The sequence below is a fragment of the Curtobacterium sp. MEB011 genome (assembly GCF_030209655.1).
Lineage (GTDB): Bacteria > Actinomycetota > Actinomycetes > Actinomycetales > Microbacteriaceae > Curtobacterium > Curtobacterium poinsettiae.
The window spans coordinates 150,220-174,337 of record NZ_JARVRN010000002.1 but is presented as its reverse complement, the minus strand read 5'-3'; the positions used below and the strand labels follow the sequence as shown (position 1 = coordinate 174,337).

General features: G+C 67.9%; 23 protein-coding genes. 15 read left to right on the top strand and 8 right to left on the bottom strand.

The features are described from left to right. Positions 1-30 precede the first annotated feature (30 nt). The 3 genes from gnd to dnaA all read right to left on the bottom strand — a co-directional run bounded on the left by gnd (position 31) and on the right by dnaA (position 3,997). Positions 31-918 carry a phosphogluconate dehydrogenase (NAD(+)-dependent, decarboxylating) gene (gnd, locus tag QRN30_RS02710; protein ID WP_284760393.1) on the bottom strand — a complete coding sequence of 296 codons (888 nt, stop codon included), beginning with the start codon at positions 916-918 and terminating at the stop codon, positions 31-33. Between the two features lie 71 nt (positions 919-989). Next, positions 990-2,135 carry a DNA polymerase III subunit beta gene (gene dnaN, locus QRN30_RS02705; RefSeq protein ID WP_017887815.1) on the bottom strand — a complete coding sequence of 382 codons (1,146 nt, stop codon included), beginning with the start codon at positions 2,133-2,135 and terminating at the stop codon, positions 990-992. 407 nt (positions 2,136-2,542) lie between these two features. Next, complete coding sequence (gene dnaA / locus QRN30_RS02700) at positions 2,543-3,997, bottom strand: chromosomal replication initiator protein DnaA (RefSeq protein ID WP_017887816.1); 1,455 nt, start codon at positions 3,995-3,997, stop codon at positions 2,543-2,545. Between the two features lie 514 nt (positions 3,998-4,511). Between dnaA and rpmH the strand changes: the two genes are divergently transcribed. The 9 genes from rpmH to QRN30_RS02655 all read left to right on the top strand — a co-directional run bounded on the left by rpmH (position 4,512) and on the right by QRN30_RS02655 (position 10,155). Continuing rightward, entirely contained in the window at positions 4,512-4,649 is a 138-nt protein-coding gene (gene rpmH / locus QRN30_RS02695) for a 50S ribosomal protein L34 (protein ID WP_022889115.1), read from the top strand. A gap of 48 nt (positions 4,650-4,697) precedes the next feature. Then, entirely contained in the window at positions 4,698-5,048 is a 351-nt protein-coding gene (gene rnpA, locus QRN30_RS02690; RefSeq protein ID WP_017887818.1) for a ribonuclease P protein component, read from the top strand. Next, the gene (gene yidD / locus QRN30_RS02685) at positions 5,045-5,425 is read left to right on the top strand and encodes a membrane protein insertion efficiency factor YidD (protein WP_017887819.1); all 381 of its coding nucleotides are present in this window, start codon (positions 5,045-5,047) and stop codon (positions 5,423-5,425) included. The genes rnpA and yidD overlap by 4 nt, the downstream gene beginning before the upstream one ends. 8 nt (positions 5,426-5,433) lie before the next feature. Then, positions 5,434-6,402, top strand: coding sequence for a membrane protein insertase YidC (gene yidC / locus QRN30_RS02680; RefSeq protein WP_071249959.1), 969 nt, complete (start codon positions 5,434-5,436; stop codon positions 6,400-6,402). After that, on the top strand, positions 6,403-6,903 hold the full coding sequence (locus QRN30_RS02675; protein WP_017887821.1) for a Jag family protein: 501 nt from the start codon (positions 6,403-6,405) through the stop codon (positions 6,901-6,903). Then, on the top strand, positions 6,900-7,559 hold the full coding sequence (rsmG, locus tag QRN30_RS02670) for a 16S rRNA (guanine(527)-N(7))-methyltransferase RsmG (RefSeq protein ID WP_071249963.1): 660 nt from the start codon (positions 6,900-6,902) through the stop codon (positions 7,557-7,559). The genes QRN30_RS02675 and rsmG overlap by 4 nt, the downstream gene beginning before the upstream one ends. 81 nt (positions 7,560-7,640) lie before the next feature. After that, positions 7,641-8,534, top strand: a complete 894-nt coding sequence (locus tag QRN30_RS02665; RefSeq protein ID WP_017887823.1) for a ParA family protein — start codon at positions 7,641-7,643, stop codon at positions 8,532-8,534. Continuing rightward, entirely contained in the window at positions 8,534-9,502 is a 969-nt protein-coding gene (locus QRN30_RS02660; protein WP_214532066.1) for a ParB/RepB/Spo0J family partition protein, read from the top strand. The genes QRN30_RS02665 and QRN30_RS02660 overlap by 1 nt, the downstream gene beginning before the upstream one ends. Before the next feature lie 164 nt (positions 9,503-9,666). After that, positions 9,667-10,155 (top strand): RES family NAD+ phosphorylase, encoded by a 489-nt coding sequence (locus QRN30_RS02655; RefSeq protein WP_284760391.1) that lies wholly within the window; start codon positions 9,667-9,669, stop codon positions 10,153-10,155. A gap of 111 nt (positions 10,156-10,266) precedes the next feature. Here QRN30_RS02655 and QRN30_RS02650 read toward each other — a convergent pair whose 3' ends face one another. The 5 genes from QRN30_RS02650 to QRN30_RS02630 all read right to left on the bottom strand — a co-directional run bounded on the left by QRN30_RS02650 (position 10,267) and on the right by QRN30_RS02630 (position 18,352). Next, positions 10,267-11,229: a D-alanine--D-alanine ligase family protein gene (locus QRN30_RS02650; RefSeq protein ID WP_284760390.1), complete on the bottom strand. Its 963-nt coding sequence runs from the start codon at positions 11,227-11,229 to the stop codon at positions 10,267-10,269. A 60-nt stretch (positions 11,230-11,289) separates the two neighbouring features. Continuing rightward, positions 11,290-12,594 (bottom strand): aminotransferase-like domain-containing protein, encoded by a 1,305-nt coding sequence (locus QRN30_RS02645; protein ID WP_284760389.1) that lies wholly within the window; start codon positions 12,592-12,594, stop codon positions 11,290-11,292. A gap of 150 nt (positions 12,595-12,744) precedes the next feature. Beyond that, positions 12,745-13,071 (bottom strand): thioredoxin, encoded by a 327-nt coding sequence (gene trxA / locus QRN30_RS02640; RefSeq protein WP_071291672.1) that lies wholly within the window; start codon positions 13,069-13,071, stop codon positions 12,745-12,747. A gap of 66 nt (positions 13,072-13,137) precedes the next feature. After that, positions 13,138-14,136: a thioredoxin-disulfide reductase gene (gene trxB, locus QRN30_RS02635; RefSeq protein WP_017887829.1), complete on the bottom strand. Its 999-nt coding sequence runs from the start codon at positions 14,134-14,136 to the stop codon at positions 13,138-13,140. A 94-nt stretch (positions 14,137-14,230) separates the two neighbouring features. Beyond that, complete coding sequence (locus QRN30_RS02630; protein ID WP_284760388.1) at positions 14,231-18,352, bottom strand: DUF6049 family protein; 4,122 nt, start codon at positions 18,350-18,352, stop codon at positions 14,231-14,233. A gap of 127 nt (positions 18,353-18,479) precedes the next feature. Between QRN30_RS02630 and QRN30_RS02625 the strand changes: the two genes are divergently transcribed. The 6 genes from QRN30_RS02625 (at position 18,480) to dnaB (ending at position 23,844) form a co-directional block, all read left to right on the top strand. After that, on the top strand, positions 18,480-19,946 hold the full coding sequence (locus tag QRN30_RS02625; protein WP_284760386.1) for a CCA tRNA nucleotidyltransferase: 1,467 nt from the start codon (positions 18,480-18,482) through the stop codon (positions 19,944-19,946). 176 nt (positions 19,947-20,122) lie between these two features. Next, positions 20,123-20,512: a 30S ribosomal protein S6 gene (rpsF, locus tag QRN30_RS02620; protein ID WP_017887832.1), complete on the top strand. Its 390-nt coding sequence runs from the start codon at positions 20,123-20,125 to the stop codon at positions 20,510-20,512. Positions 20,513-20,515: 3 nt separating this feature from the next. Next, positions 20,516-21,085, top strand: a complete 570-nt coding sequence (locus QRN30_RS02615) for a single-stranded DNA-binding protein (RefSeq protein ID WP_017887833.1) — start codon at positions 20,516-20,518, stop codon at positions 21,083-21,085. Between the two features lie 100 nt (positions 21,086-21,185). Beyond that, a complete protein-coding gene (rpsR, locus tag QRN30_RS02610; RefSeq protein WP_017887834.1) occupies positions 21,186-21,443 on the top strand; it encodes a 30S ribosomal protein S18 in 258 nt (85 codons plus the stop codon). A gap of 14 nt (positions 21,444-21,457) precedes the next feature. Then, positions 21,458-21,910, top strand: coding sequence for a 50S ribosomal protein L9 (gene rplI / locus QRN30_RS02605; RefSeq protein WP_017887835.1), 453 nt, complete (start codon positions 21,458-21,460; stop codon positions 21,908-21,910). A gap of 569 nt (positions 21,911-22,479) precedes the next feature. Beyond that, positions 22,480-23,844 carry a replicative DNA helicase gene (gene dnaB, locus QRN30_RS02600; protein ID WP_031260130.1) on the top strand — a complete coding sequence of 455 codons (1,365 nt, stop codon included), beginning with the start codon at positions 22,480-22,482 and terminating at the stop codon, positions 23,842-23,844. The last annotated feature ends 274 nt before the right edge of the window (positions 23,845-24,118 follow it).

Sequence of the window (24,118 nt, the reverse complement as noted above, 5' to 3'; positions counted from 1 at the left end):
CGGGCCGAGGCCGGGTTCCCCCGGGAAGTCCTAGGACTTCTTGACGGCGTGGCCGCCGAACTGGTTGCGGAGCGCCGCGACGGCCTTCATCGTCGGCGAGGCACTGCCCTGGCGCGAGACGAAGCGCGCGAAGATCGACGCCGAGAGCGCCGGCATCGGCACGGCGAGCTCGATGCCCTCTTCCAGCGTCCAGCGACCCTCGCCCGAGTCCTCGACGTAGCCCTCGAGCTCGTCGAGCTTCGGGTCTTCGTTCAGGGCCAGGACCATGAGGTCGAGCAGCCAGGAACGGACGACCGTTCCGCGCTGCCACCCGGCGAACACGGCGGGGACGTCGGTGATCAGGTCCTTGGCCTCGAGGAGCTCGTAGCCCTCGCCGTACGCCTGCATGATCGCGTACTCGATGCCGTTGTGGACCATCTTCGCGTAGTGGCCGGCGCCGATCGGGCCGGCGTGCGAGAAGCCTTCTTCGCGGGGGCCCTCGGGGCGCAGGGCGTCGAAGACCGGCATCGCGAACTCGACGTCCGCAGCGTCACCGCCGACCATCAGGCCGTAGCCGTTGTCCTTGCCCCAGACACCACCGGAGACGCCGGCGTCCATGTAGCGGATGCCGCGCGCACCGAGCTGCTCGGCGTGCTTGGTGTCGTCCAGCCACTTCGAGTTGCCACCGTCGATGACCAGGTCGCCCTCGCCGAGGACACCGGCCAGGTCGGTGATCACGTCGTCGGTGATCTTGCCGTGCGGGACCATGACCCACACGAGGCGCTTGCCCTCCGGGAGGGCAGCGGCGAGGGCGGCGAGGTCAGCGACGTCGGAGACGGCGGGGTTGGCGTCGTACCCGGTGACCTCGATCCCTGCGTTGCGGAGACGGGCACGCATGTTGTTGCCCATGCGACCGAGGCCGACAAGACCGATGTGCATGATTTCCTCTTCTGTTCGTCGTCGCGCTGATGCTGCCGGTGGTGTGCGCCAGCGCAGGTTGCCTGTTGCGCCTATCGCAGCAGCAGGTTGGGCTGCAGCAGGTACCGGTATCCATCGGTCGCTGCGGCCTCTTGCGAAGTCTGGCCGGTGATCAGCACCGGGCCCGGCTTGTTGGGGTTCTCCGTCTTGGTGAAGGAGATGCGGACGAACTCGGAGTGCACCGCGTTCAGCCCGTCCAGGAGGAAGGCGGGCTTCAACGAGACCACCGTTTCCTCGCCGGTCAACAACGCACTGATCGACTCTGACGCCTGCGCTTGTTCGGATCCGATCGCCTCGAGCGTGAGCCCGTCGACCGTGAAGGAGAACCGGAGCGCGGCTTCGCGCTCCAGGACGAGGGAGACCCGTCGGACCGCTTCGACCAGCTCCGCGGTGTTGATCACCGCGTGGTCGTTGACGGTCTCGGGGAAGAGCCGGCGGACCGGCGGGTAGTTGCCCTTGATGAGCAGCGACGTCACGGTCTTGTCGTCGGCGTGGAAGGCGATGAGCTCGCGGTCCGAGTTGCCGCTGATCGACACCGACACCGTCGACGCCGAACCGAACGTGCGGCCGACCTCCTGCAGGGTGCGGGCCGGGACCAGTGCGTGCAGGGGGTCCGAGCCGACTCGGCCGGAGTCCCACGCGATGGTGCGGACGGCGACACGGTAGCGGTCGGTCGCGATGAGGGACAGGTCGTTGTCGCCGACCTCGAGCTGCACGCCCGTGATCACCGGGGTGACGTCGTCACGGCTGGCGGCGACGGCGACCTGGGACACGGCTTCGGAGAACGCGTCGCCCGGGATGACACCCGTCTGCGGACCGATCTCCGGCAGCGTCGGGTACTCCTCGACCGGCATGGACAGCAGCGTGAAGTGTGCCGAACCGCAGGTGACCGAGATCTTCGCGTCCTCGGTGGTGAAGGACACCGGGGCGTTCGGCAGCCGGCTCGCGATGTCGTTCAGCAGCCGGCCGGAGACCAGGACGGTGCCCGGTTCGTCGATCTGCGCCGAGATCGACGTCTGCGCCGAGACCTCGTAGTCGAACGACGAGAGCGTCAGGCGATCCCCGTCGGCGTGGATCAGGACGCCCGACAGGATCGGCAGGGTCGTGCGCTGCGGGAGGAGCTTCACTGCGAAGGAGACGGCTTCGGAGAAGACGTCCCGGTTGACCTCGAACTTCACAGCTGGAACCCCTGTCGATCGGCTTGGACTGTCCGGCCGCCCCATTCTGGCACAGGCGGAGGAGCGCCGGATTTCTTGTCATCCCGCCGTCCACAAGGTTGTCCCGCGGAGATTGATCGTTAACCAGGAGTAATGGTGTTAACGCCTGTGCACACTGTGGATAACCCTGTGCATCCCGGTCCGGAGTAGGGAACTACACGCTTGTGACTTGTGAGCGGTGTGTGAGCGTTAACGGGATGAATGAATCTCATCTATCCACTTCCATCCCCAGTCTCCACAGGCGACCGCCCACCTGTGTACAACTGGGCGGCGTGTCCTCCACAGTTATCCACAGGCTATCCACACTGTGAGAACTCCGGCCCATGGAACCGTCTCAGATGGTGGATGGGTCCGGGAACCCGCCGATCTCAGCGGTAGCGGCGGTCCTGTTTGATGCGGCTGGTGAGCTCGGTGACCTGGTTGTAGATCGACCGACGCTCCTTCATCAGCTCGGTGATCTTCTTGTTCGCGTACATGACCGTGGTGTGGTCGCGGTTGCCGAACAGTTGCCCGATCTTGGGCAGGGACAGGCTCGTCAGCTCACGGCACAGGTACATCGCGATCTGTCGTGCCGTGGCGATCGCCTGGGAGCGGGACGAGCCGTAGAGGTCGTCGACGGAGAGCTTGAAGTACTCCGCGGTGTGGTTGATGATGTCCGTCGGCGCGACGACGTTGTCCTCGTCGAGGGTGATCAGGTCCTTGAGCACCGTCTGCACCAGTGCCATGTCGACGGCCGTCCGGTTCAGGCTCGCGAACGCGGTGACCCGGATCAGGGTGCCCTCGAGCTCGCGGATGTTGCTCGACACCTTCGACGCCATGAACTCGAGGATGTCGTCGGGCACCTGCAGGTGGTCGGACTGCGCCTTCTTGCGGAGGATCGCGATGCGCGTCTCGAGCTCGGGCGCCTGGACGTCGGTGATCAGACCCCACTCGAAGCGCGACCGCATCCGGTCTTCGAACCCGGTCAGGTGCTTCGGCGCCACGTCCGACGTGATGACGACCTGCTTGTTGTGGTCGTGCAGCGTGTTGAAGGTGTGGAAGAAGGCCTCCTGGGTGGAGTCCTTCCCCTGCAGGAACTGGATGTCGTCGATCAGCAGGATGTCGATGTCGCGGTAGCGCTGCTGGAACTGGTTCGACCGGTTGTTCGCGATCGAGTTGATGAAGTCGTTGGTGAACTCCTCGCTCGACACGTAGCGGACGCGGATCCCCGGGTAGAGGCTCTCGGCGTAGTGCCCGATGGCGTGGAGCAGGTGGGTCTTGCCCAGTCCGGAGTCCCCGTAGATGAAGAGCGGGTTGTAGGCCTTGGCCGGTGCCTCGGCGACGGCGACGGCTGCGGCGTGGGCGAACCGGTTCGACGAGCCGATGACGAAGTTGTCGAAGTTGTACTTCGGGTTGAGCCGCGACTCCGGGCGCCCGCTGGTGCCGGGAGAGTCGATCTGGCTCGGGACGAACGGCGCCTCGATGTACTGACGCGGCGCGGCACTCTGCTCGACGGCTTCCTGCACGGGTTCGGCGTACTCCGGCACGTTGGGGTCCACCCGCGGCTCCGACGCCATGTCCGGGTTGACCGTGATCGCGAAGTTCGCGACCGAGTCGTCGCCGATGCGTGCGACGGCCTCGGTGATCGGGATGCGGATTCGCTGCTCGAGCATGCCGCGGGTCAGGTCGTTCGGGACCTCGAGGTACAGGGTGCCGGCGAGCACGCCCTTCGGCTCGACCAGGTTCAGGAACCCGTGGAGCTGCGGCGTGATGCGGGGGTCCTCGGCGAGGATTCGGAGTACGGATGACCAGAGGTCCTCGACGGGGTCGGCCGGCATCGTCATGTCGCGCTCGTCTCCAGGGGTCGTGTCGTGCGTTCGCTGCCGGACGAGAGTGCGTCCCGCGGGGTCGGACATGCCGTGGCGTCCTCGGCGACCGCACTCGGGACAGGGTCGTCTCCGGCGGATCGTCGGTGGCTCCGGAGAGTTCTCCGAAGCCTCGTTGCCACGGAGGTTCCCACAGGGTTGTCCACAGTGTTGTCCACGACCGCTCCGAGTCGTCCGACAGGAGTACTTCCCTGTCGTACCGGGCCTTCGAGGCGATCGATCACACCACTGTAAAGGACCGGACCGAGTCCCACCGAACGGAAGTTGTCCCCAATGTGGAGAATGGGCTCGAGCGACACCAGCCACGGGTGTGACGGCACCACCTGTCCGCCTGGGGTTTGACCTGCCCGCCGCTGTCACGTACCGTTAACCAGTTGACTGCGGCCCTTTGGTCGCGCCCATCTGCGTCGTCCGCACCCGGACGACTACACATACGTGACGGCTCGCCGCGAGCAGCCGTGTGGAGAACATCATGAGCAAGCGCACCTTCCAGCCGAACAACCGTCGCCGCGCCAAGAAGCACGGCTTCCGCCTCCGCATGCGGACGCGTGCCGGCCGCGCCATCCTGTCGGCGCGTCGCGCCAAGGGCCGCACCGAGCTCTCGGCCTGATCAGGCTCATCCGCCTGATCCGGTCCTCGGTCTGACCCCGGCGTCGCAGTGTTGGCCAGCGCCAACCGCATCGTGCGCGGGGACGACTACCGGAACGTCGTGCGTCGTGGTCGCAAGAGCGCCACGGCGCACGTCGTCGTGTCCGTGGTCCGCCAACCGGCCGACCGCGACGGACCGACACGCTTCGGCTTCATCGTCGCGAAGACGGTGGGCAACGCCGTGACCCGGAACCTGATCAGGCGGCGGCTCAAGGCGATCGCGCACGACCTGCTCGTCGAGTGCCCAGAAGGGTTCGACGTGGTGGTCCGTGTACTGCCAGCCGCATCGCAGGCCGGATGGCCTACCCTGCTCGAAGACGTCACGCGCTCCTTCGCGCGCGGGGTGGAGAAGGCAGCATGAACCGCACTCTGTGGACCCGGCTGGCCTGGGTCATCGCGTTGCTCCCACGCAACGCGTGCGTCGTCGTGCTCCGGGCCTACCGTGCGGTGATCTCCCCGCTGTACGGCAACGTCTGCCGCTACCACCCGTCGTGCTCCCGGTACGCCCTCGACGCGATCCAGCAGTACGGCGTCGTGCGCGGATCCGCCATGGGCGCCTGGCGCATCGCCCGCTGCAACCCCTGGGCTGCCGGCGGCATCGACGACGTCAAGGAACGTCGTCACCCGTTCGTCGTCAACCGGTTCGGGTTCGTCCTCGCGCCGATCCCGCAGCAGCCGCACCCCGCGGTCGGAACGGCCCGGCCGGTCCTGCTCCCCCAGCGCACTCGAAAGGCGTAGCCGTCCCCATGGACATCATCGGATTCGTCCTCTGGCCGCTCAAATGGGTGGTCTCGGCCATCCTCGTCGGCTTCCACTGGATCTTCGAGAGCATCGGGATGGACCCGAGCGCGGGCATCACGTGGGTGCTCTCGATCATCTTCCTGACGTTCGTCGTCCGCGCGGCGTTGATCCCGATCTTCGTCCGGCAGATCAAGTCGCAGCGTCGCATGCTCGAGGTCGCGCCGCAGCTGAAGAAGATCCAGGACAAGTACAAGGGCAAGAAGGACCAGTTCTCGCGCGAGGCCATGAGCCGCGAGACGATGGCGCTCTACAAGGAGACCGGGACCAACCCGCTCAGCTCCTGCCTGCCGCTGCTCCTGCAGATGCCGATCTTCTTCTCGCTGTACTCGGTGCTGCACGAAGCGCAGATCAACAAGACCGGCATCGGCCTGCTGACGAACGACCTCGCGGCCTCGTTCGGCAACGCGGCGCTGTTCGGCGCTCCGCTGCACGAGACGTTCACGAACGCCTCCGGCTGGGAGGTCCGCGCGATCGCCGGCTTCATGATCGTCGTCATGACCGCGTCGCAGTTCATCACGCAGCTGCAGCTCGTCGCCAAGAACATGTCGCCGGAGACCAAGGAGTCTCCGATGTACCGCCAGCAGAAGATGATGCTGTACATCCTCCCGCTGGTCTTCGTGATCTCGGGCCTCAGCTTCCCCCTCGGCGTCATGTTCTACTGGCTCGCCTCGAACCTCTGGACGATGGCGCAGCAGTACTTCGTCATCCGCAGCATGCCGACCCCGGGTTCCGAAGCTGCTCTGGCTCGTGAAGCCCGCCTGGCCAAGAAGGCCCAGCGTCGCGGGACGGCCACTCCGGTCCTCGCCGAGGCCGGCGCCGGCGTCGGCGCGACGGAGATCGAGCCCGTGCGCGTCACCACCCAGCGTCAGCAGCCGGTCGGCAAGCAGCGCCAGAAGAAGAACGGGAAGAAGTAAGTGACCGAGCAGGACACCGCGGCCGCCGTCGAGACGACGGACACCGAGACCGAAGACGTCCGCGACGAAGCGGACATCGCAGCGGACTACATCGAGGAACTCCTCGACATCTGTGATCTCGATGGTGACATCGAGATCGAGGAACGCGGCGGTCGCGTGTACTTGTCGGTCACCGACGACGGAGAGGCACTTCGTGTCCTCTCGAAGCCCGACACGGTGACCGCACTGCAGGAACTCACCCGCATCGCGGTGCAGGCGGAGACCGGCGAGTTCAGTCGGCTCATCCTCGACGTCGGCGGCTCGCGCGACGCCCGTGCCGAGGAACTCCAGCGTCTCGTCGACACCGCGGTCGAGCGGATCGAAGCCGGTTCGTCGACGGCAGCACTCCCCCCGATGTCGTCGTACGAGCGCAAGCTCGTCCACGACCTGGTCGCTGAGAAAGGCTTCCACTCGGAGTCCGAGGGTGAGGGTCGGGACCGCCACACGGTCGTCACCCGATGACGGACGAGCCAGTGGCCCCCACGGCCGCACCGGTGCTGGAGACCGAGCCTGCTGCCGCCGTGACGCTGTTCGGCGACCAGATCGAGGTGGCGCGGTCGTTCACGGACGAGCTGGCGCGACGAGGTGAGGAGCTGGGCCTGATCGGCCCGCTCGAGCTCCCCCGGCTGTGGACTCGACATATCCTCAATTCTGCGTTGCTGGCACCCCTCCTGGAGGCGCGTGGCCGGGTTGCGGACGTCGGTTCCGGGGCAGGACTGCCAGGCCTTGTGCTCGCCATCGCCCGCCCCGACGTCGAGTTCGTGCTCATCGAGCCGATGGAGCGTCGGACGGATTGGCTCCGCGCTGAGGCCGACCGGCTCGGCCTGCAGAACGTGACGGTGCTCCGTGGCCGTGCAGAGGACGTCGCTGACGAAGTGGTGGTCGACCAGGTCACCGCTCGGGCCGTCAGCGCGCTCTCGAAGCTGATCCCCCTGACCGTGCCCTTGGTTCGGTCCGGTGGCCAGCTCATCCTGATGAAGGGTGCGCGTGTCGACGAAGAGATCGAGAAGGCCCGCAAGGTGATCCTCCGGAAGCGCCTCTCCGACGTCGAGGTGCTCGAGCTCGGAGACGGTGTGGTCGACGAGACCACTCGCGTCTTCCGGGCTACAGTTGACTGACGCTGCGGCTCGGGCCGGGTCATCCGGCCGCCAGTGGCTCCGCGTTCCACGTGAAACATCGAACCGGGGAAGAGGCACTCGTTGAGTTCATCGACCGACTACGACGCGTCGACACCGCTCGCTCGCGAGATCGCCGACCTCAACCGTCGCCGCCGCGCGATTGCGACGCAGCAGTTCCCGCTGCCTGCTGAGACGCGGATCATCACCGTCTCGAACCAGAAGGGTGGCGTCGGCAAGACGACATCGACGGTCAACCTCGCAGCGGGACTCGCCCACGGTGGCGCTCGAGTGCTCGTGATCGACCTCGACCCGCAGGGCAATGCGTCGACCGCACTCGGCGTCGATCACCAGGCCGAGGTCGCGAGCATCTACGACGTCATCGTCGATGAGGCACCGATGGCCGACACTGTCCAGGCCTCCCCCGAGTCGGACACGCTCTGGTGTGTGCCGGCAACGATCCACCTCGCCGGTGCAGAGATCGAGCTCGTCTCCCTCGTTGCACGTGAGCAACGCCTGCGGACCGCGCTCGACATGTACCTGCAATCGCTCGACGAGCCGTACCACTACGTCTTCATCGACTGCCCGCCGTCGCTCGGTCTGCTGACGATCAACGCGTTCGTCGCGGCACAAGAGGTCCTGATCCCGATCCAGTGCGAGTACTACGCGCTCGAAGGGCTGAGCCAGCTCCTGCGGAACATCGAGCTGATCGAGCGCCACCTCAATCCGAACCTCCGGGTGTCCACGATCCTCCTCACGATGTACGACAGCCGCACGAACTTGGCGAACCAGGTGGCGAACGACGTCCGGGAGCACTTCGGTGACCAGGTACTCAAGGCGATGATCCCCCGTTCCGTCCGAGTGAGCGAGGCACCCAGCTACGGGCAGAGCGTCGTCGCGTACGACGTGAACTCCACCGGGTCGCTGTCCTACCTGGAAGCGGCCGCCGAGATCGCAGCACGAGGAGCGAAGCACTGATGGCACCGAAGCGAACCGGGCTCGGCCGAGGCATCGGCGCCCTGATCCCCACAGCGACGGACCAGCAGGACCGTCCCGTGGATGTGTTCTTCCCGACCGGCGGCTCCCCCGCCTCCGCGCCGACGGCGGACGATCTCGTGGCAGTGCCGGGCGCCCGTCTGGCGAACCTCAACCCGCTCGACGTGATCCCCAACGCGCAGCAGCCGCGGAAGGAGTTCCGCGAAGAGGAGCTCCAGGAGCTCGTCCACTCCATCCGCGAGATCGGCGTCCTACAGCCCATCGTCGTGCGTCCCATCGCCGGAGCGACAGGGACGGACCCGCAGTACGAGCTCATCATGGGTGAGCGTCGTCTGCGAGCCACCAAGGAACTCGGGCTGAGCACGATCCCTGCGATCGTGAAGGACACCCCTGACGACGCGATGCTCCGGGATGCACTGCTCGAGAACCTCCACCGGGCACAGCTCAACCCCCTCGAAGAAGCGTCTGCCTACCAGCAGCTCCTCGCGGACTTCGGCATCACGCAGGAGCAGCTCGGTCAGCGCATCGGACGGTCTCGACCGCAGATCACCAACACCATTCGGCTCCTGCGCCTCCCCTCCCCCGTCCAGCGCCGAGTCGCCGCAGGTGTCCTCTCTGCCGGGCACGCCCGTGCCATCCTCGCTGCGCCGGACGCAGAGGCGATGGAGTACCTGGCAGAGAAGATCGTCAACGAAGACCTCTCGGTCCGGGCGGCTGAGGCGATTGCGCAGCAACTCGCCTCGAAGACCCCGCAGACGAAGCCGAAGCCCGAGCCGTCGAAACGTCAGGCGCACTTCGACGACCTCGCAGAGCGGCTCGGTGACCGGTTGAACACCCGGGTGAAGATCGCGGTCGGCGCCCGGAAGAGCTCGGTCACCATCGACTTCGCGAACGGTGACGATCTCAACCGGATCCTCGCCGAGCTCGGCGTGCGGGACCTCGAGAGCTGAAGCAGGCCTCACGCGGCGCTGTGAGGCGCTGTGAGCCTCTGGGACGCCCGATCTGCGGTCCGCGGTCGTGCGACTCCTGCTGGGCGCTCTGGCGGCGCCGCAGCGCTCCGGACGATGCTGCGCCTTCGGTGGACGCGATCGGCCTCAGCTGAGATGGTGGGGTGGTGACCACCAGCGGCTCGCCTTTCACGCCGGCGATCCGGGGGACGTTCTTCCGGGCCGTGGATCCGAGGTTCCGAGAGTTCGCGATCGCGGGATCGCGCTCCGTGTGCCGATATTCCAGGGCCGATGAGCCGACGTTGTACCTCAGTGCGTCGGTCGGAGGAGTCGAAGCTGCGATGGTCGCGCACAGGGACGTCCGTGCGGAGACGTTGGAGATCGTCGCGATCGATGTCGAGGCTGCACGAATCGTCGACTTGCGTGATCCAGGCACGCTCGATTCGATCGGCATCGACCTGCAGGACGCTGTTGCTCCATGGCAGGACATCGCCGCCGCCGGTGGTACGCCCGGCTCGTGGCAGGTGCGCGACCGCTTGCTCGAGATCGGCGCCGACGGACTCATCGATCCGTCTCGGAAGAGCCCCGGCCTGTGGCACTTGGTGCTGTTCCGGTGGAACGAGGACGACGCGCCAACCGTTGTGATCCGTCGATGAGATCGGCCGGACGAGCAGTGCGACGTTCCACGTGGAACATCGAAGCCCGTCAATCACGCCGGCGTGGTCCCGAACGCGCGGTGTTCCACGTGGAACATCGCGCGGCACTGATCAGGCGCGGTGGTCCCGGATGGCCTGCTCGGCGAGCTCGGCGTAGGTCCAACCGAGGTCGAAGCCCGACGCCGAGAGCGCTTGCGGCAGCAAAGACGTCTCCGTGAGCCCGGGGAGCACGTTGGCCTCGAGGAACCACGGTGTTCCGGCGCCGTCGATGATCAGGTCAACGCGCGACAGGTGACGGAGTCCCAAGGCCGTGTGCGCGGCGACTGCTGCTTCTGCCGCTGCCGCCGCGAACTCGTCTGACAGTCGCGCCGGCGTGTAGAAGGTCGTCTCCCCCGCGTTGTAGCGAGCCTCGAAGCCGTAGATACCGTTGCGGGGCACGATCTCGACGGCGGAGAGGGCGACCGGGCCGTCGCCGGTGTCGATGATCCCCACGGCCACCTCGGTGCCGCGGATGAGCTGCTCGACCACGACGTCGTCGCAGTACGTGTAGGCAGTGACCATGGCGCGTGGCAGGTCGTTGACGTCGTCGACGAGGGTCACGCCCTGGGCGCTCCCGCCACGTGCGGGCTTCACGGCGAGTGGCACTGGGTGTTCGGTGGCGATCGACTCGAGGACGCCGACGGCGCCGAGCTCACGGAAGGCGTCGTGGGACAGTGTCACCGAACGAGGGGTCCGCACGCCGGCGCGGGCGACCAGTGCGGACGCCGTGGGCTTGTCCCATGCCAGCCGAGCCGAGGTCGAACGCGAGCCGACGAACGGGATGTCCACGGCCTCCAGGATGCCCCGCAGGGCCCCGTCTTCACCGGAGGCGCCGTGCAGCGCCGGCCACACGACGTCCGGGCGGGACTCCGCGAGGGCGGGCAACAGGAGCGCGTCGGCGTCGCGGAGATCGACCTGCCAGCCGTAGCCGGTCAGTGAGTCGGCGACCCGCCGACCGGATCGCAGGGAGACGTCCCGCTCGTGCGAGATGCCTCCGGCGACGACGACGACGTGACGACGGGTGAGCTCGGCCATGCGGGGTCCTCCGGTGTGGAACTGCGGTGCTGTGCGATCAGCGCCGCGCAAAAGTGCTGATCAGGAGATGTTCGGCGGCGGCGCGCTGACGGATGACGTCGCTCGGACCACCGTGTTGGGGCGCGTGGTCGGCCCGAAGGTCTCGATGAGTTCGAGCTCGTCGTTGACGACGTTCGCCAACCGCTTGACGCCGACGCGGATCTGCTCCGGCGTCGGGTAGCAGAACGACAGGCGGATGTGTCCACCGCCACGTCCGTCGGCGTAGAACGCCGTCCCCGGTGTGTAGGCGACGAGCTCCTTGACGGCACGCGGCAGCATGCCCTTGGAGTCGAGCGACTCCGGCAGCGTCAGCCAGACGAAGAAACCACCGTTCGGCTTGGTCCAGGACAGGTCGGGCAGGAACTCCCCCAGCGCGGACAGCATGGCGTCACGTCGCTCGGCGTAGATGCCCCGGAAGGTGTCGACCTGACCCTTCCAGTCCGCGGCGTCGAGGTAGGCGTTCACGACGTACTGGCCGAAGGAGTTGGGCGCGAGGACGGCCGACTCGTTGGCGAGCACGAGCTTCTCGCGGATCGCGTGCGGCGCGAGTGCCCAGCCGACGCGGAACCCGGGCGCGAGCGTCTTGGAGAAGGAGCCGAGGTACACGACGCCCTCTTCGTCGATCGAGCGGATGGCCTGGGGTGCCGGCTCGTCGAACCAGAGGAGTCCGTAGGGGTTGTCCTCGAGCACGAGGATGTTGTTCGACCGGCAGATGTCGAGCACCTCGATGCGTCGCTCTCGGCTCATAGTGACGCCGGCCGGGTTGTGGAAGTTCGGGATCGTGTAGAGGAACTTGATCCGCTTGCCCTGGGTGCGGAGGTTCGCGATCGCCTCACGCAGCGCCTCGGGGACCAACCCGAGCTCGTCGGTCGTCACGTGCACCGTCTCGGCCTGGTAGGACCGGAAGACGCCGATCGCACCGACGTAGGACGGCGACTCGGCGAGCACGACGTCGCCCGGATCGACGAACAGCCGTGTGACGAGGTCGAGCGCGTGCTGCGAGCCCGTGGTGACCACGACGTCCTCGGCGCTGGCGCGGATGCCCTCGAGGCTCATGACGTCCACGATGTGCTCGCGGAGGGAACGCAGGCCCTGCCCCCCGCCGTACTGGAGGGCCATGGCGGCGTGCTCGTTCATGACACGGTCCAGGGAACCCGTGACGAGCTCCCTGGGGAGCGCGGAGACGAACGGCATACCGCCGGCCAGCGAGACCACTTCGGGGCGCGAGGCGACGGCGAACAGGGCTCGGACCTCGGAGGCGCTCAGCCCGGCGGTGCGCTGGGCGTAGGAGTCGTACCAGGGGTCGAGGCTGTTGCCGTTCGTCATCGAGTGCTCCGTTCAGTGGGACATTCCCGCCACACTACGACATCGGCCCGGGGAACCCGGGTTCCGCGACGGGGCCGATCGGCATCCGGTGGCTCCGGACGATAACGGCCCCGCTCTCCGGGGAGAGCGGGGCCGTTCGTGCGGGGCGACCTACGCGAGGAACTCGGCGAGGTCGGCCTCGAGCGCGGGCTTCGGCTTGGCGCCGATGACGGTCTTGACGACCTCGCCACCCTTGAAGACCTTCATCGCCGGGATCGACGTGATCTGGTAGTTCATGGCCGACTGGGGGTTGTCGTCCACGTTGAGCTTGACGATCTCGATCTTGCCGGCGTGCTCTGCAGCGATCTGGTCGAGGATCGGCGAGACGGCGCGACACGGGCCACACCACTCGGCCCAGAAGTCGACGAGGATCGTCTTGTCGGACTTGAGGACCTCGTCCGAGAAGGTGGCGTCGGTGACAGCCTTGGCGTTGGACATGTGTGCTCCTTCGAGAAGTCGTTCAGGGGGTACAACGGCGATGCCGTCGTGGTATTCCGAGACTGCTCAGGCCCGGGAGGCGATGACGTCGACCATGGCGGGTTCGGTCGGACCGACACCCTCGGCCTCGTTCGTCAGTTCGTCGTCGAGCTCGGCGAGGTACTTCTCGGCGTCGAGCGCGGCGACCGTGCCCGAACCGGCGGCCGTGATGGCCTGACGGTAGGTCGGGTCGATGACGTCACCGGCGGCGAAGACACCCGGCAGGTTGGTCTTCGACGAGCGGCCCTGGACAGCGATCGTGCCCTCGGGCGCGATGTCGATCTGGCCGTGGATCAGGTGCGTGCGCGGGTCGTTGCCGATCGCGATGAACAGGCCGTCCAGTGCGAGCTCGGACTCCTCACCCGTCACGGTGTCCGTGAGGGTGACGCCCTCGACCGCGGAGTCACCCGTGATGCCGGTGACCGCCTTGTTCCACGCGAACTCGATCTTCGGGTCGTTCATCGCGCGGTCCTGCATGATCTTCGACGCACGCAGCGAGTCCTTGCGGTGGATGACCGTCACCTTGTCGGCGAAGCGGGTGAGGAACGTCGCCTCTTCCATCGCGGAGTCGCCACCGCCGACGACGGCGATGTTCTTCTGGCGGAAGAAGAAGCCGTCGCAGGTCGCGCACCACGAGACACCGTGGCCGGACAGGCGCTCTTCGTCGGGGAGACCGAGGTGGCGGTACGCCGAGCCGGTGGCGTAGATGACCGCGAGGGCCTCGTACGTCTCGCCCGAGCCGACGGTGACCTTCTTGACCTTGCCGGTCAGGTCGACGGAGACGGCGTCGTCGTACAGGACCTCGGCACCGAACTTCTCGGCCTGCTCCTGCATCTTGATCATGAGGTCGGGGCCCTGGATCCCCTCGGGGAAGCCGGGGAAGTTCTCGACCTCGGTCGTCTTGGTGAGTTCACCGCCCGTCTCGACACTGGAGGCGACGATGAGCGGCTTGAGCTCTGCGCGCGCTGCGTAGATGCCGGCGGTGAACCCGGCCGGACCGGAACCGATGATGATGAGCTGGCGCATGCCTGATTGCCCTTCCGTTGCGTCTGACCGGGTCAACCCATCGTACCGGCGTGGCATTCCGCACGACCCGTGAGCGTGCGGTGCTCGGCTGGGATCAGCGGCCGAGCTTGCTGCGGAGCATCCGGACGGCGTTGCCGATCTCGCCGTTCTTCGCGACGACCAGGGCTCCGAAGTACACGGCGACCATCGCGGCGCCGGTCAGGACGATCGTGATGAGGGCCCCGGTGCGGTCGGACATCGCGAACCCGGACTCCGAGAAGGCACCGAAGAAGTTCACGACGAGGAGCCCGACGACGCCGGAGATCAGCGCCGCGATGACGAACTGGACGTGCGACCGGGTGATCACCGGCCCCTCGATGTGCCCCAGCCGCTTGCGGACGACCACGAGCGCGACGATCGTCTGCGCCGATCCGGCGATCGTGGTGCAGGCGGCGACACCGATGCCGATGACCGAGGTCGGGAACGTCGAGACCGCCAGGGCCCCGATGACGAAGAGCACCGACTGGATGCACTGCATGAGGAACGGGGTGCGGTGGTCGTGCATCGCCCAGAAGACGCGCTGGATGACGAACAGCATGCTGAACAGGACGAGACCCGGCATGTAGGCGACGAGCACGGCACCGACCTGCAGCGCGCTCTCGAACGTTCCCTCGTACAGGCGGCCGAACGGGACCGCGACGACGATCAGTGCCACCGAGGCGAAGACGGTGAACAGCCCGACGATGCGCAGGGACAGCGACAGGTTGCGGCGGACCGCGTCGAGGTCACCGCGCTCGGCGTCGTGGCTCATCCGGGTGAAGTACGCCGTCGCGATGGACACCGTGATGATCGAGTGCGGGAGCATGAAGATCAGCCAGGCGTTGCCGAGCACGGCGTTGCCCGGACCGTCGTCCCGTCCGAGCCACGCGACCTGCGACTGCACGATGCCGGCGACCTGGGTGACGAGGATCATCGCGAAGAGCCAGCCGGCAGCGGTCCCCGTGGACTTGAGGCCCACGCCGCGCCACCGGAAGTCGGGGCGGAACGACAGGCCGGCGCGCTTCCAGAAGAACGGCAGGAACGCGGCCTGGGCGAAGACACCGAGCGATGCGCTGCCGGCCAGGAGTGCGATCTTCGCCGGCGTCCACTGGTCGAGCTGGCTGCCGCTGGTGCCGTACAGGGCGATGAACACGACGAGGCCGCCGATGGCGATGACGTTGTTGAGCAGCGGCGCCCACGTGAACGGCCCGAAGACCTGCTTCGCGTTGAGGACCTCGCCGAGCAGCGAGTACATCGCGTAGAAGAGGATCTGCGGCAGGCACCAGAACGCGAAGGCGACGGCGAGGTCGGTCGCCTCGGGCCCGGAGCCGACCGATGAGCTCGTGTAGAACCGGACCAGCAACGGTGCGAACACCGTCGCCACGATCGCGATGACGACGAACACGGATCCACCGAGCGTCACGATCTTGTTGACGTACGCCTGGCCGCCGTCCGTGCCGGTCTTCATCGCGCGGACGATCTGCGGGATGAGCACGGCGGACAGCAGACCGCCGGCGATGAGCGCGTAGATGTTGTTCGGCAGCTGGTTCGCGACCGCGAAGGCGTTGGCCGAGGGGCTCGCGTTCTGCCCGATCGCGTACGCGAGCACGAACGTCTTCGCGAAGCCGAGGATCCGGCTCACCATCGTGCCCGCCGCGAGCATCGCGCTCGCCCGGCCGAGACTGCGCTCGGCGACCGGCTCGGCGTCGACGTCGGGCTGGGGCTGGCTGGCGCTGATGGTCGGCTCCTCGGCGTCGCGGTCGTCCGCGACGGTGGTGCGTGCTGCGTCGGACGGGAGGCGCGGCTCGGCCCCGGCGCGCGCGATGGCGTCCTGCAGGGGGCCGTGGTCCACCCCCGTGGCCGGCGTTCCTGCGGCCGCAGCGGCCGCAGCGGCCGTGGACGCGGCCACGCTGGGTGAGGTGGCTGCTCCGGAGGGGTGATCCGTGCCTCCAGGCCGGGTCGTCGTCGCCTGCGCGCCCCCGACCGTCGGCTGGACCGCCAGGGGGCGGTTCGGGTCGTCGTCGTCCTCGTCGTCGTCGAGTTCGCCGTTGCGGCGCCGGATGCGCTTGCGGATGCTGCGGAAGATGCCGAAGCCGAAGATGCCGATCAGGGCGATCGCAGCGACCGCGGTGATGACGGTCTCCCACTGCGCCTGCACGTTGAGCTCGACCGTGGCGGGCTGGGCGACGGCGACACCGGTCGGACTCGAGAGCGACATCGTCAGTTCGACCGTGCCGTTCGCGACCGACTGCACCGGGACGGTGGCACGGGTGGAGGAGTCCGGCTGGATCTCGACGACGATGTCGTTGCGGACGACGCGGAGCGCCGAGTTGGACGGCTGCACGGACAGGTGCACCGTGACCGGGTAGTCGGAGCTGTTCCGGATGGACACCGGCAGCGACGACCGGTCGCCGAGCAGGGTGAGACTGCTCGAGTCGACGATGCCGACCTCGGTCGTGCTCTTCGCCCACGCGGCCGCTCGGGCCTCCACCGCGGCTGCGAGACCCTGGTCGTCATCGCGCCAGGCGTTCGAGGCGAGGGCGAGCAGGCGGAGCCGTGCCGGGGCCGTCAGCTGGTTCGGGTCGCCGAGGATCGTCGCGAACGCGGTGAGGCCCTGCTCCCCCCGCACGAGCTTCTGGAGCTGGTCGATGCGGGATTCGCCGGTGGACGCGCTGGCGAGCGTCAGTGACCCGGGTGTGGCGTCCGAGGCGGTGGAGAGGTTGGCGGGAGCGACCCACGGGGTGCCCTCGAGCGCGTCCAGCGCCTGGCTGAGCCGCGTGGAGTCGGACGGCCACTCGCGACCCAGGGTGAGCAGGATCGGGCCCGTCGCCGAGCCTTCACGGGCCGAGGTGGCCAGGGTCGCGGTGAGCTCGGACATCGTCGACGACCAGCTCTGGCGGTCGGGGGCGGTCGCTGCGCGGCGGAGCATCGACGACATCGACTGGTCGGAGACGAGCACGTGGTCGCCGCCGATCTTCTCGGACGCGGCGATCGTGGTGTCCGCGCCGGCCGAGGTGTTGCCGCTCGAGACGATGGTGGTCTTGGTACCGGCTCGCCGGAGTGCGGGGAGGTCGTCGGAGGACACCGTGCCGTCGGTCGGCCAGGCGATCGGGTCCATCGAGTAGGGGAAGTCGAGCAGGGACTCCGTGGTGGGCAGGGTCTCCTGCGCCTGGTCGGTACCCGGGTCGGTCGTGGCGTCGTCCGGGGCCTGGGCGGGCGCCGGTGACGAGGTCTGCCCCGGGGTGGCGCTCGGCGTCGGCGCCGGGGTCTCGGCGCCGGGGAAGTTCTCGGCCTTGACGGACTCGTCGAGGGAGATCGGCGACAGGATGCCGTCGGACCCGGCCTGCCGGAGCCCGGTCACGTCCGCGTCGGCGTAGGGCAACGCGAAGGTCTCGTTGCGCATGGCCTGCAGGCGTTGGAGCCAGCTGACCGCGCTCGAGGGGGCGTTCTCGCCGAGGATCCGGATCGAGGCGATGATCCGGGGGTCGACGGCCACGGCGACGTTGTGGTCTTCGGCCGCGTCGAGCTGCTGCGTGAGGGTGCCGTCCACCGAGGTCGCGGCGGCCAGCACCGGGGCGGTGAGGATGCCGTCGGTGGACTTCGGCACCGTGACGGGCATCGCGACGGACACGCTGACCGGAGCCTGCTCGAAGTCCGGGTACCAGGTGATCGCGGACCGGTCGACGGCGAAGGCGTCACCCGCCGTGTACTCCGCCGCGATGCGCCGGGCACCGAACGACGAGTACCCGCCGAGTGCCACGTTGCCGGAGACGATGTCGACCGAGTCGATCGTGACCGAACGGTGCGCCGGGACCGCCGGGATGTCCACGGAGTCCATCGGGGCGCCGAGGTAACCGGTTGTGGTGGTGTCGTTGAGCCAGCTCGCCAGGACGTCCCGGGTGCTCACCGAGCGGAAGATGTCGAACTCCGCGGTGCCCGCCGGCAGGGCCGCATCGGTGTCGTTCGTGACGGTGACCGACAGGGTGAGGTCCTGGTCGCGCTGGACGATCCCCCGGTTCGCGGGGGCGATCGAGATGGTCGCCTTCCCCGCGTCGGCGGCGGCTGGGTCGGCGACGTGGCTCTTCGGTGCGGAGACCGTGGCGGCCGAGGCGTGGTCGGTGGTGACGGGCGCGACGACCAGGCCGAGCGCGACGAGGGTCGACGCGGCTGCGGCGAGCGTGGTGCGGAGCATCTGCATACGGGGAGCGGGCCACGGGGTCGGTTCGGGCCGAGCACGAGTGTATGAGGCGCGACCATGAACAGGACCCGTGCGCGCGCGGCTTGTGGAGAACTCGGGGCCTCGATCTGGGAGGATGAGCACCGTCATGCAGTCCGTTGCCCAGGCCGTCGAACGACTCGACGCACTCGCCACCACCGAGCCCGTCGACCTCCTCGCTCGGGCCTTCGCCGACGCCGGACACGAACTCGCCCTGGTCGGCGGGCCCGTCCGTGACGCGTTCCTCGGCCGTCCGGTGACCGACCTCGACTTCACGACCGACGCCCGGCCCGACGACATCCTGCGGATCGTCGAACCCATCGCGAGCGCCACGTGGGACGTCGGCCGCCAGTTCGGCACCATCGCCGCACGGGTCGCCGGCGAGCAGGTCGAGATCACCACGTACCGCAGCGACGTCTACGACGGCGAGACCCGTAAGCCCGAGGTCGCGTTCGGCGACACCATCGAGGACGACCTGCTCCGTCGCGACTTCACGGTGAACGCCATGGCGCTGCGGCTGCCGGCCCGCGAACTCGTCGACGTGCACGGCGGTGTCGAGGACCTGCTCGCCGCCCGGCTCCGGACGCCGCAGACCGCGGTCGTCTCGTTCCGCGACGACCCCCTGCGGATGATGCGCGCGGCCCGGTTCACGTCCCAGCTCGGGTTCACCGTCGACGACGACGTGCGTGCCGCGATGCAGGAGCTCGTCGCGTCGATCGACATCGTGTCCGCCGAGCGCGTGCGCGACGAGCTCGTCAAGCTCCTCAACACCAGCGACCCCGTCCCCGGCATCCGGCTGCTCGTCGACACCGGCCTCGCCGAGCGGTTCCTGCCGGAGCTGCCCGAGATGCGGCTCGAGGTCGACGAGCACCACCACCACAAGGACGTCTACGAGCACTCGCTCACCGTGCTCGAGCAGGCCATCGGGTACGAGGCCGAACGGCACGCCGGCGATCCCCCGGACACCGTGCTCCGGCTCGCGGCGCTGCTGCACGACATCGGCAAGCCCGCGACGCGCAAGCTCGAGCCCGGCGGCGCCGTGAGCTTCCACCACCACGACCTGGTCGGCTCGAAGATGGCGAAGAAGCGACTCCGTGCGCTCCGCTTCGACAACGACACCATCGCCGCGGTGTCCCGGCTGATCGAGCTGCACCTGCGCTTCTTCGGGTACACCGAGGGCGCCTGGACCGACTCGGCCGTCCGCCGCTACGTCCGCGACGCCGGGGACCAGCTCGAGCGACTGCACGAGCTCACCCGCTCGGACGTGACCACGCGCAACCGCCGCAAGGCCGATCGGTTGGCGTTCGCGTACGACGACCTGGAGGAACGCATCCGGGTGCTGTCGGAACAAGAGGAACTCGAGTCGATCCGACCGGACCTGACCGGCGACGACATCATGCGCATCCTCGACATCCCGCCGGGGCGTGCCGTGGGCGAGGCCTACCGGTTCCTGCTCGAGGCCCGGATGGACGAAGGACCCCTCGGCGAGGAGACCGCCGAGGAGCGCCTGCGCGCGTGGTGGGCCGCCCGGGGCGAGACCGGCGGCACCGGCGGCACCGGCGCCACCGGCGCCTGAGACGCGACCGCCTGACGGGCGGAACCGTTCTCCACAGGCCGGTGGCGCGCCTCCAGGCAGTCCGGTAGGCTACGCAGGTTGCCCCTCGCGCACCTGCGTGGTCTGGGGCACATGCATCAACCCTCCTGCCCCGGGAACCGCCCGGGGCCGCTGAGACCAGAGGAGGTGGGTTCCGCATGCACCAGTACGAACTGATGGCGATCCTCGACCCCGAGATCGATGAGCGCACCGTCGCTCCCAGCCTGGACAAGTTCCTGGCCGTGATCCGCAACGCGGGTGGCACCGTCGACAACGTGGACGTCTGGGGCCGTCGCCGGCTCGCGTACGAGATCGCGAAGAAGTCCGAGGGCATCTACGCCGTCGTCGACTTCACGTCGTCGCCCGAGGCCGCCAAGGAGCTCGACCGTCAGCTCGGTCTCTCCGAGGCCGTGCTCCGCACGAAGGTCCTCCGCGCTGAAGAGGGCATCGCGCAGGTCGCCGCCCAGAAGCAGCGTGACGAGGCGCGTGCGGCCCGCAAGGCTGCCAACGCCTCCCAGACCGCAACCGCGACCGCGAGCGCCGAGTAACCCGTGGCCGGCGAAACCGTCATCACGGTGGTGGGCAACCTCACCGCGGACCCCGAGCTGCGCTACACGCAGAACGGGCTCGCCGTGGCGAACTTCACCATCGCGTCGACCCCTCGCACGTTCGACCGTCAGGCGAACGAGTGGAAGGACGGCGACGCGCTGTTCCTCCGTGCGAGTGTGTGGCGCGAGTTCGCCGAGCACGTGGCGGGGTCGCTGACCAAGGGCTCGCGCGTCATCGCGCAGGGTCGTCTGCGTCAGCGTTCCTACCAGGACCGTGAGGGCCAGCAGCGCACGAGCATCGAGCTCGAGGTCGACGAGATCGGCCCGTCGCTCCGCTACGCGACCGCACAGATCACCCGCGCAGCGGGTGGCAGTGGCGGCGGTCGTGGCCAGGTCGGCGGCGGCGGCAACGCCCCCGCGGGCAACGGCGGCGGCAACTGGAACAACAACGGTGGCGCTCAGTCGGACGCGCCCTGGTCTCCCCAGGGCGGCCAGCAGGGTGGCGGCAACGCACAGTCGAACGACGTGTGGAGCACCCCCGGCGGCAACTTCGACGACGAGACCCCGTTCTGATCGGAGCACGCAGCGCCGCCTGACAGCGGCAACTGCGAGTTCCGGACTGACCCTCCCGGTTCCGACGGACACACAACTTTTCTTCTAAGGACAAATCACTATGGCTGGAAAGAGCACCGGCGACCGCCGGAAGCCTCGCGGCAAGGGCGGCAAGAACGCTGCTCCCGCGAAGTCGATCAAGGTCGGCGTCATCGACTACAAGGACGTTGCGACCCTTCGCAAGTTCATCTCGGAGCGTGGAAAGATCCGCGCCCGTCGCATCACCGGCGTCTCCGTCCAGGAGCAGCGCCTCATCGCCCGTGCCGTGAAGAACGCCCGTGAGATGGCGCTCCTCCCCTACGCCGGCTCCGGCCGCTGATCGGAGGTCGACACATGTCGAAGCTCATCCTCACCCACGAGGTCTCCGGCCTCGGTTCCGCTGGTGACGTCGTCGACGTCAAGAACGGCTACGCCCGCAACTACCTCATCCCCCAGGGCTTCGCTGTCGCGTGGTCCAAGGGCGGCGAGAAGCAGGTCGAGTCGATCCGTGCCGCGCGTACCGCGCGCGAGCTCGCCACCATCGAAGAGGCACAGGACCTCAAGATGAAGCTCGAGAACGCGACCATCACCCTGTCGGTCAAGGCCGGCAAGGACGGTCGTCTGTTCGGCTCCGTCCGTCCGGGCGACGTCGCTGACGCCGTTCAGGCGCAGGGCGTCGGCTCGCTCGACAAGCGCAAGGTCGAGGTCCCCGCGACCATCAAGACCGTCGGTGACCACGAGGCGACCGTGCGCCTGCGCGAGGACATCACTGCCGTGATCTCGCTCCAGGTCGTCGCTGCCAAGTAGCACCGACGTTCCGCTCCACGACGGGCGGGTCTCCTCCGGGGGGCCCGCCCGTCGTTGCGTTCCGGTGGTGGTCGCGCCGCTTGTCGTACGGCTGTCGCCGAGACGGTCACCGGACTGGAGGCGCGGCTCGACTCGGGCTGGCTGGTTACGGTTCAGACGGGGTCACGTTGGCTGGGAGCGGGCCGAGAACTCTCCCCACAGGAGGGGTGCTTGTCAAGTCGTTTTACACAGTGGAAACGTGTCAAATCGGAACCTTCAAGGGGTAGTTGAACCCCACTTTTCCACACACCGTGTGCAACACAAAAGCCCAGGTCAAGCGGTCGAAAGTGTGTTCGTACGGGCATTTTTCCACAGGGTCCTCCACAGTTGTCCACACAGCAGTCCGGCGTGTTCCGCAGCCTCTCCACAGAGTTATCCACAGGGCCGTTTGTTGGGGATAACTCTCGGGCCGTACGTTGGGCCAGCGACTCGGGGATGTCGGTCGCCGGGGGTAGAAACAGGGGTGCGGGTTCCGGCCGGTGGGTGCTGTCCCGCCGGTTCCGGTCCGTGTCGTCAACAGAGGAGAGCGTGTGTCGATCGCACATCTTGAGCCCGCACCGCAGGACTACGCGGAGCGCGGCATGGAACGCACCCCGCCGCACGACATGCTCGCGGAGCAGTCGACCATCGGCGGCATGCTCCTGTCGAAGGACGCCGTCGCCGACGTCATCGAGACCGCACGCGGCGTGGACTTCTACGTCCCCAAGCACGAGGTCATCTTCGACGCGATCCTGTCGCTCTACTCGCACGGTGAACCCACCGACGTCATCGCCGTCACCGACGAGCTGACCAAGACCGGCCTGCTGTCCCGTGCCGGCGGCGCCGAGTACCTGCACAGCGTCACGAGCATGGTGCCGACCGCCGCGAACGCCGGCTACTACGCCGGCATCGTCGCCGAGAAGGCCGTGCTCCGTCGGCTGGTCGACGCCGGCACCCGCATCGTCCAGATGGGCTACGCGTCGGAAGGTGAGGTCACCGACCTCGTCAACAGCGCCCAGGCCGAGGTCTACAACGTCGCCGGTGGCGTGCAGACCGAGGACTACGTCCCGCTGACCGACGCCATCTCCGCCGCCCTCGACGAGATCGAGGCCGCCAAGGGCCGCGACGGCCAGATGACCGGCGTGCCGACCGGGTTCGCGCAGCTCGACGGCCTGACCAACGGCTTCCACCCCGGACAGCTCATCATCGTCGCCGCCCGCCCCGCCCTGGGCAAGTCGACGCTCGCGCTCGACCTGTGCCGCGCCGCCGCGATCAAGCACGACCAGACCGCCGCGTTCTTCTCGCTCGAGATGGGCCGCGCCGAGATCGCCATGCGTCTGCTCTCCGCCGAGACCAGCGTGCCGCTGCAGAACATGCGCAAGGGCACCGTGGACTCCCGCGACTGGACCACCATCGCGCAGACCCGCGGTCGCATCAACGACGCCCCGTTCTTCATCGACGACTCCCCCAACATGACGCTCGTCGAGATCCGCGCCAAGTGCCGTCGACTCAAGCAGCAGCACAACCTGAAGCTCGTGGTCATCGACTACCTGCAGCTGATGACGTCCGGCAAGAAGGTCGAGAGCCGCCAGCAAGAGGTCTCCGAGTTCTCGCGTGCCCTGAAGCTGATGGCCAAGGAGCTCCAGGTGCCCGTCATCGCCCTGTCGCAGCTGAACCGTGGGCCCGAGCAGCGTGCCGACAAGAAGCCCGCGATCTCCGACCTTCGTGAGTCCGGCTCCATCGAGCAGGACGCCGACATGGTCATCCTGCTGCACCGTGAGTCGGCGTACGAGAAGGACAACCCACGTCAGGGTGAGGCTGACCTGATCGTGGCGAAGCACCGTAACGGGCCGACGGACACCATCACCGTGGCGTTCCACGGGATGTTCTCGCGGTTCGTCGACATGCCGCAGTAGGTGCCTGTGTCGTCCGCCAGCTAACTTGTCCGACTGCCACACAACATGTCTGAAATACGGACTCGGACACGTTGTTTGGCAGCCCGGACGGATCACGTTAGGCAGAGGTCGGCTCAGTCTTCGTGCGTCGCGAGGTGTCCGTATGGCGTGCGTGGACTGAGATAGCTCGCGGACCACCTATGTGAGACGGGGTTCGCCCCGGAGCCGGACTGTATGATTCCGGGCCTGCCCGCAAGCACCCGAGGGCCACTGGAGGACCGGCTTACGGGCACGT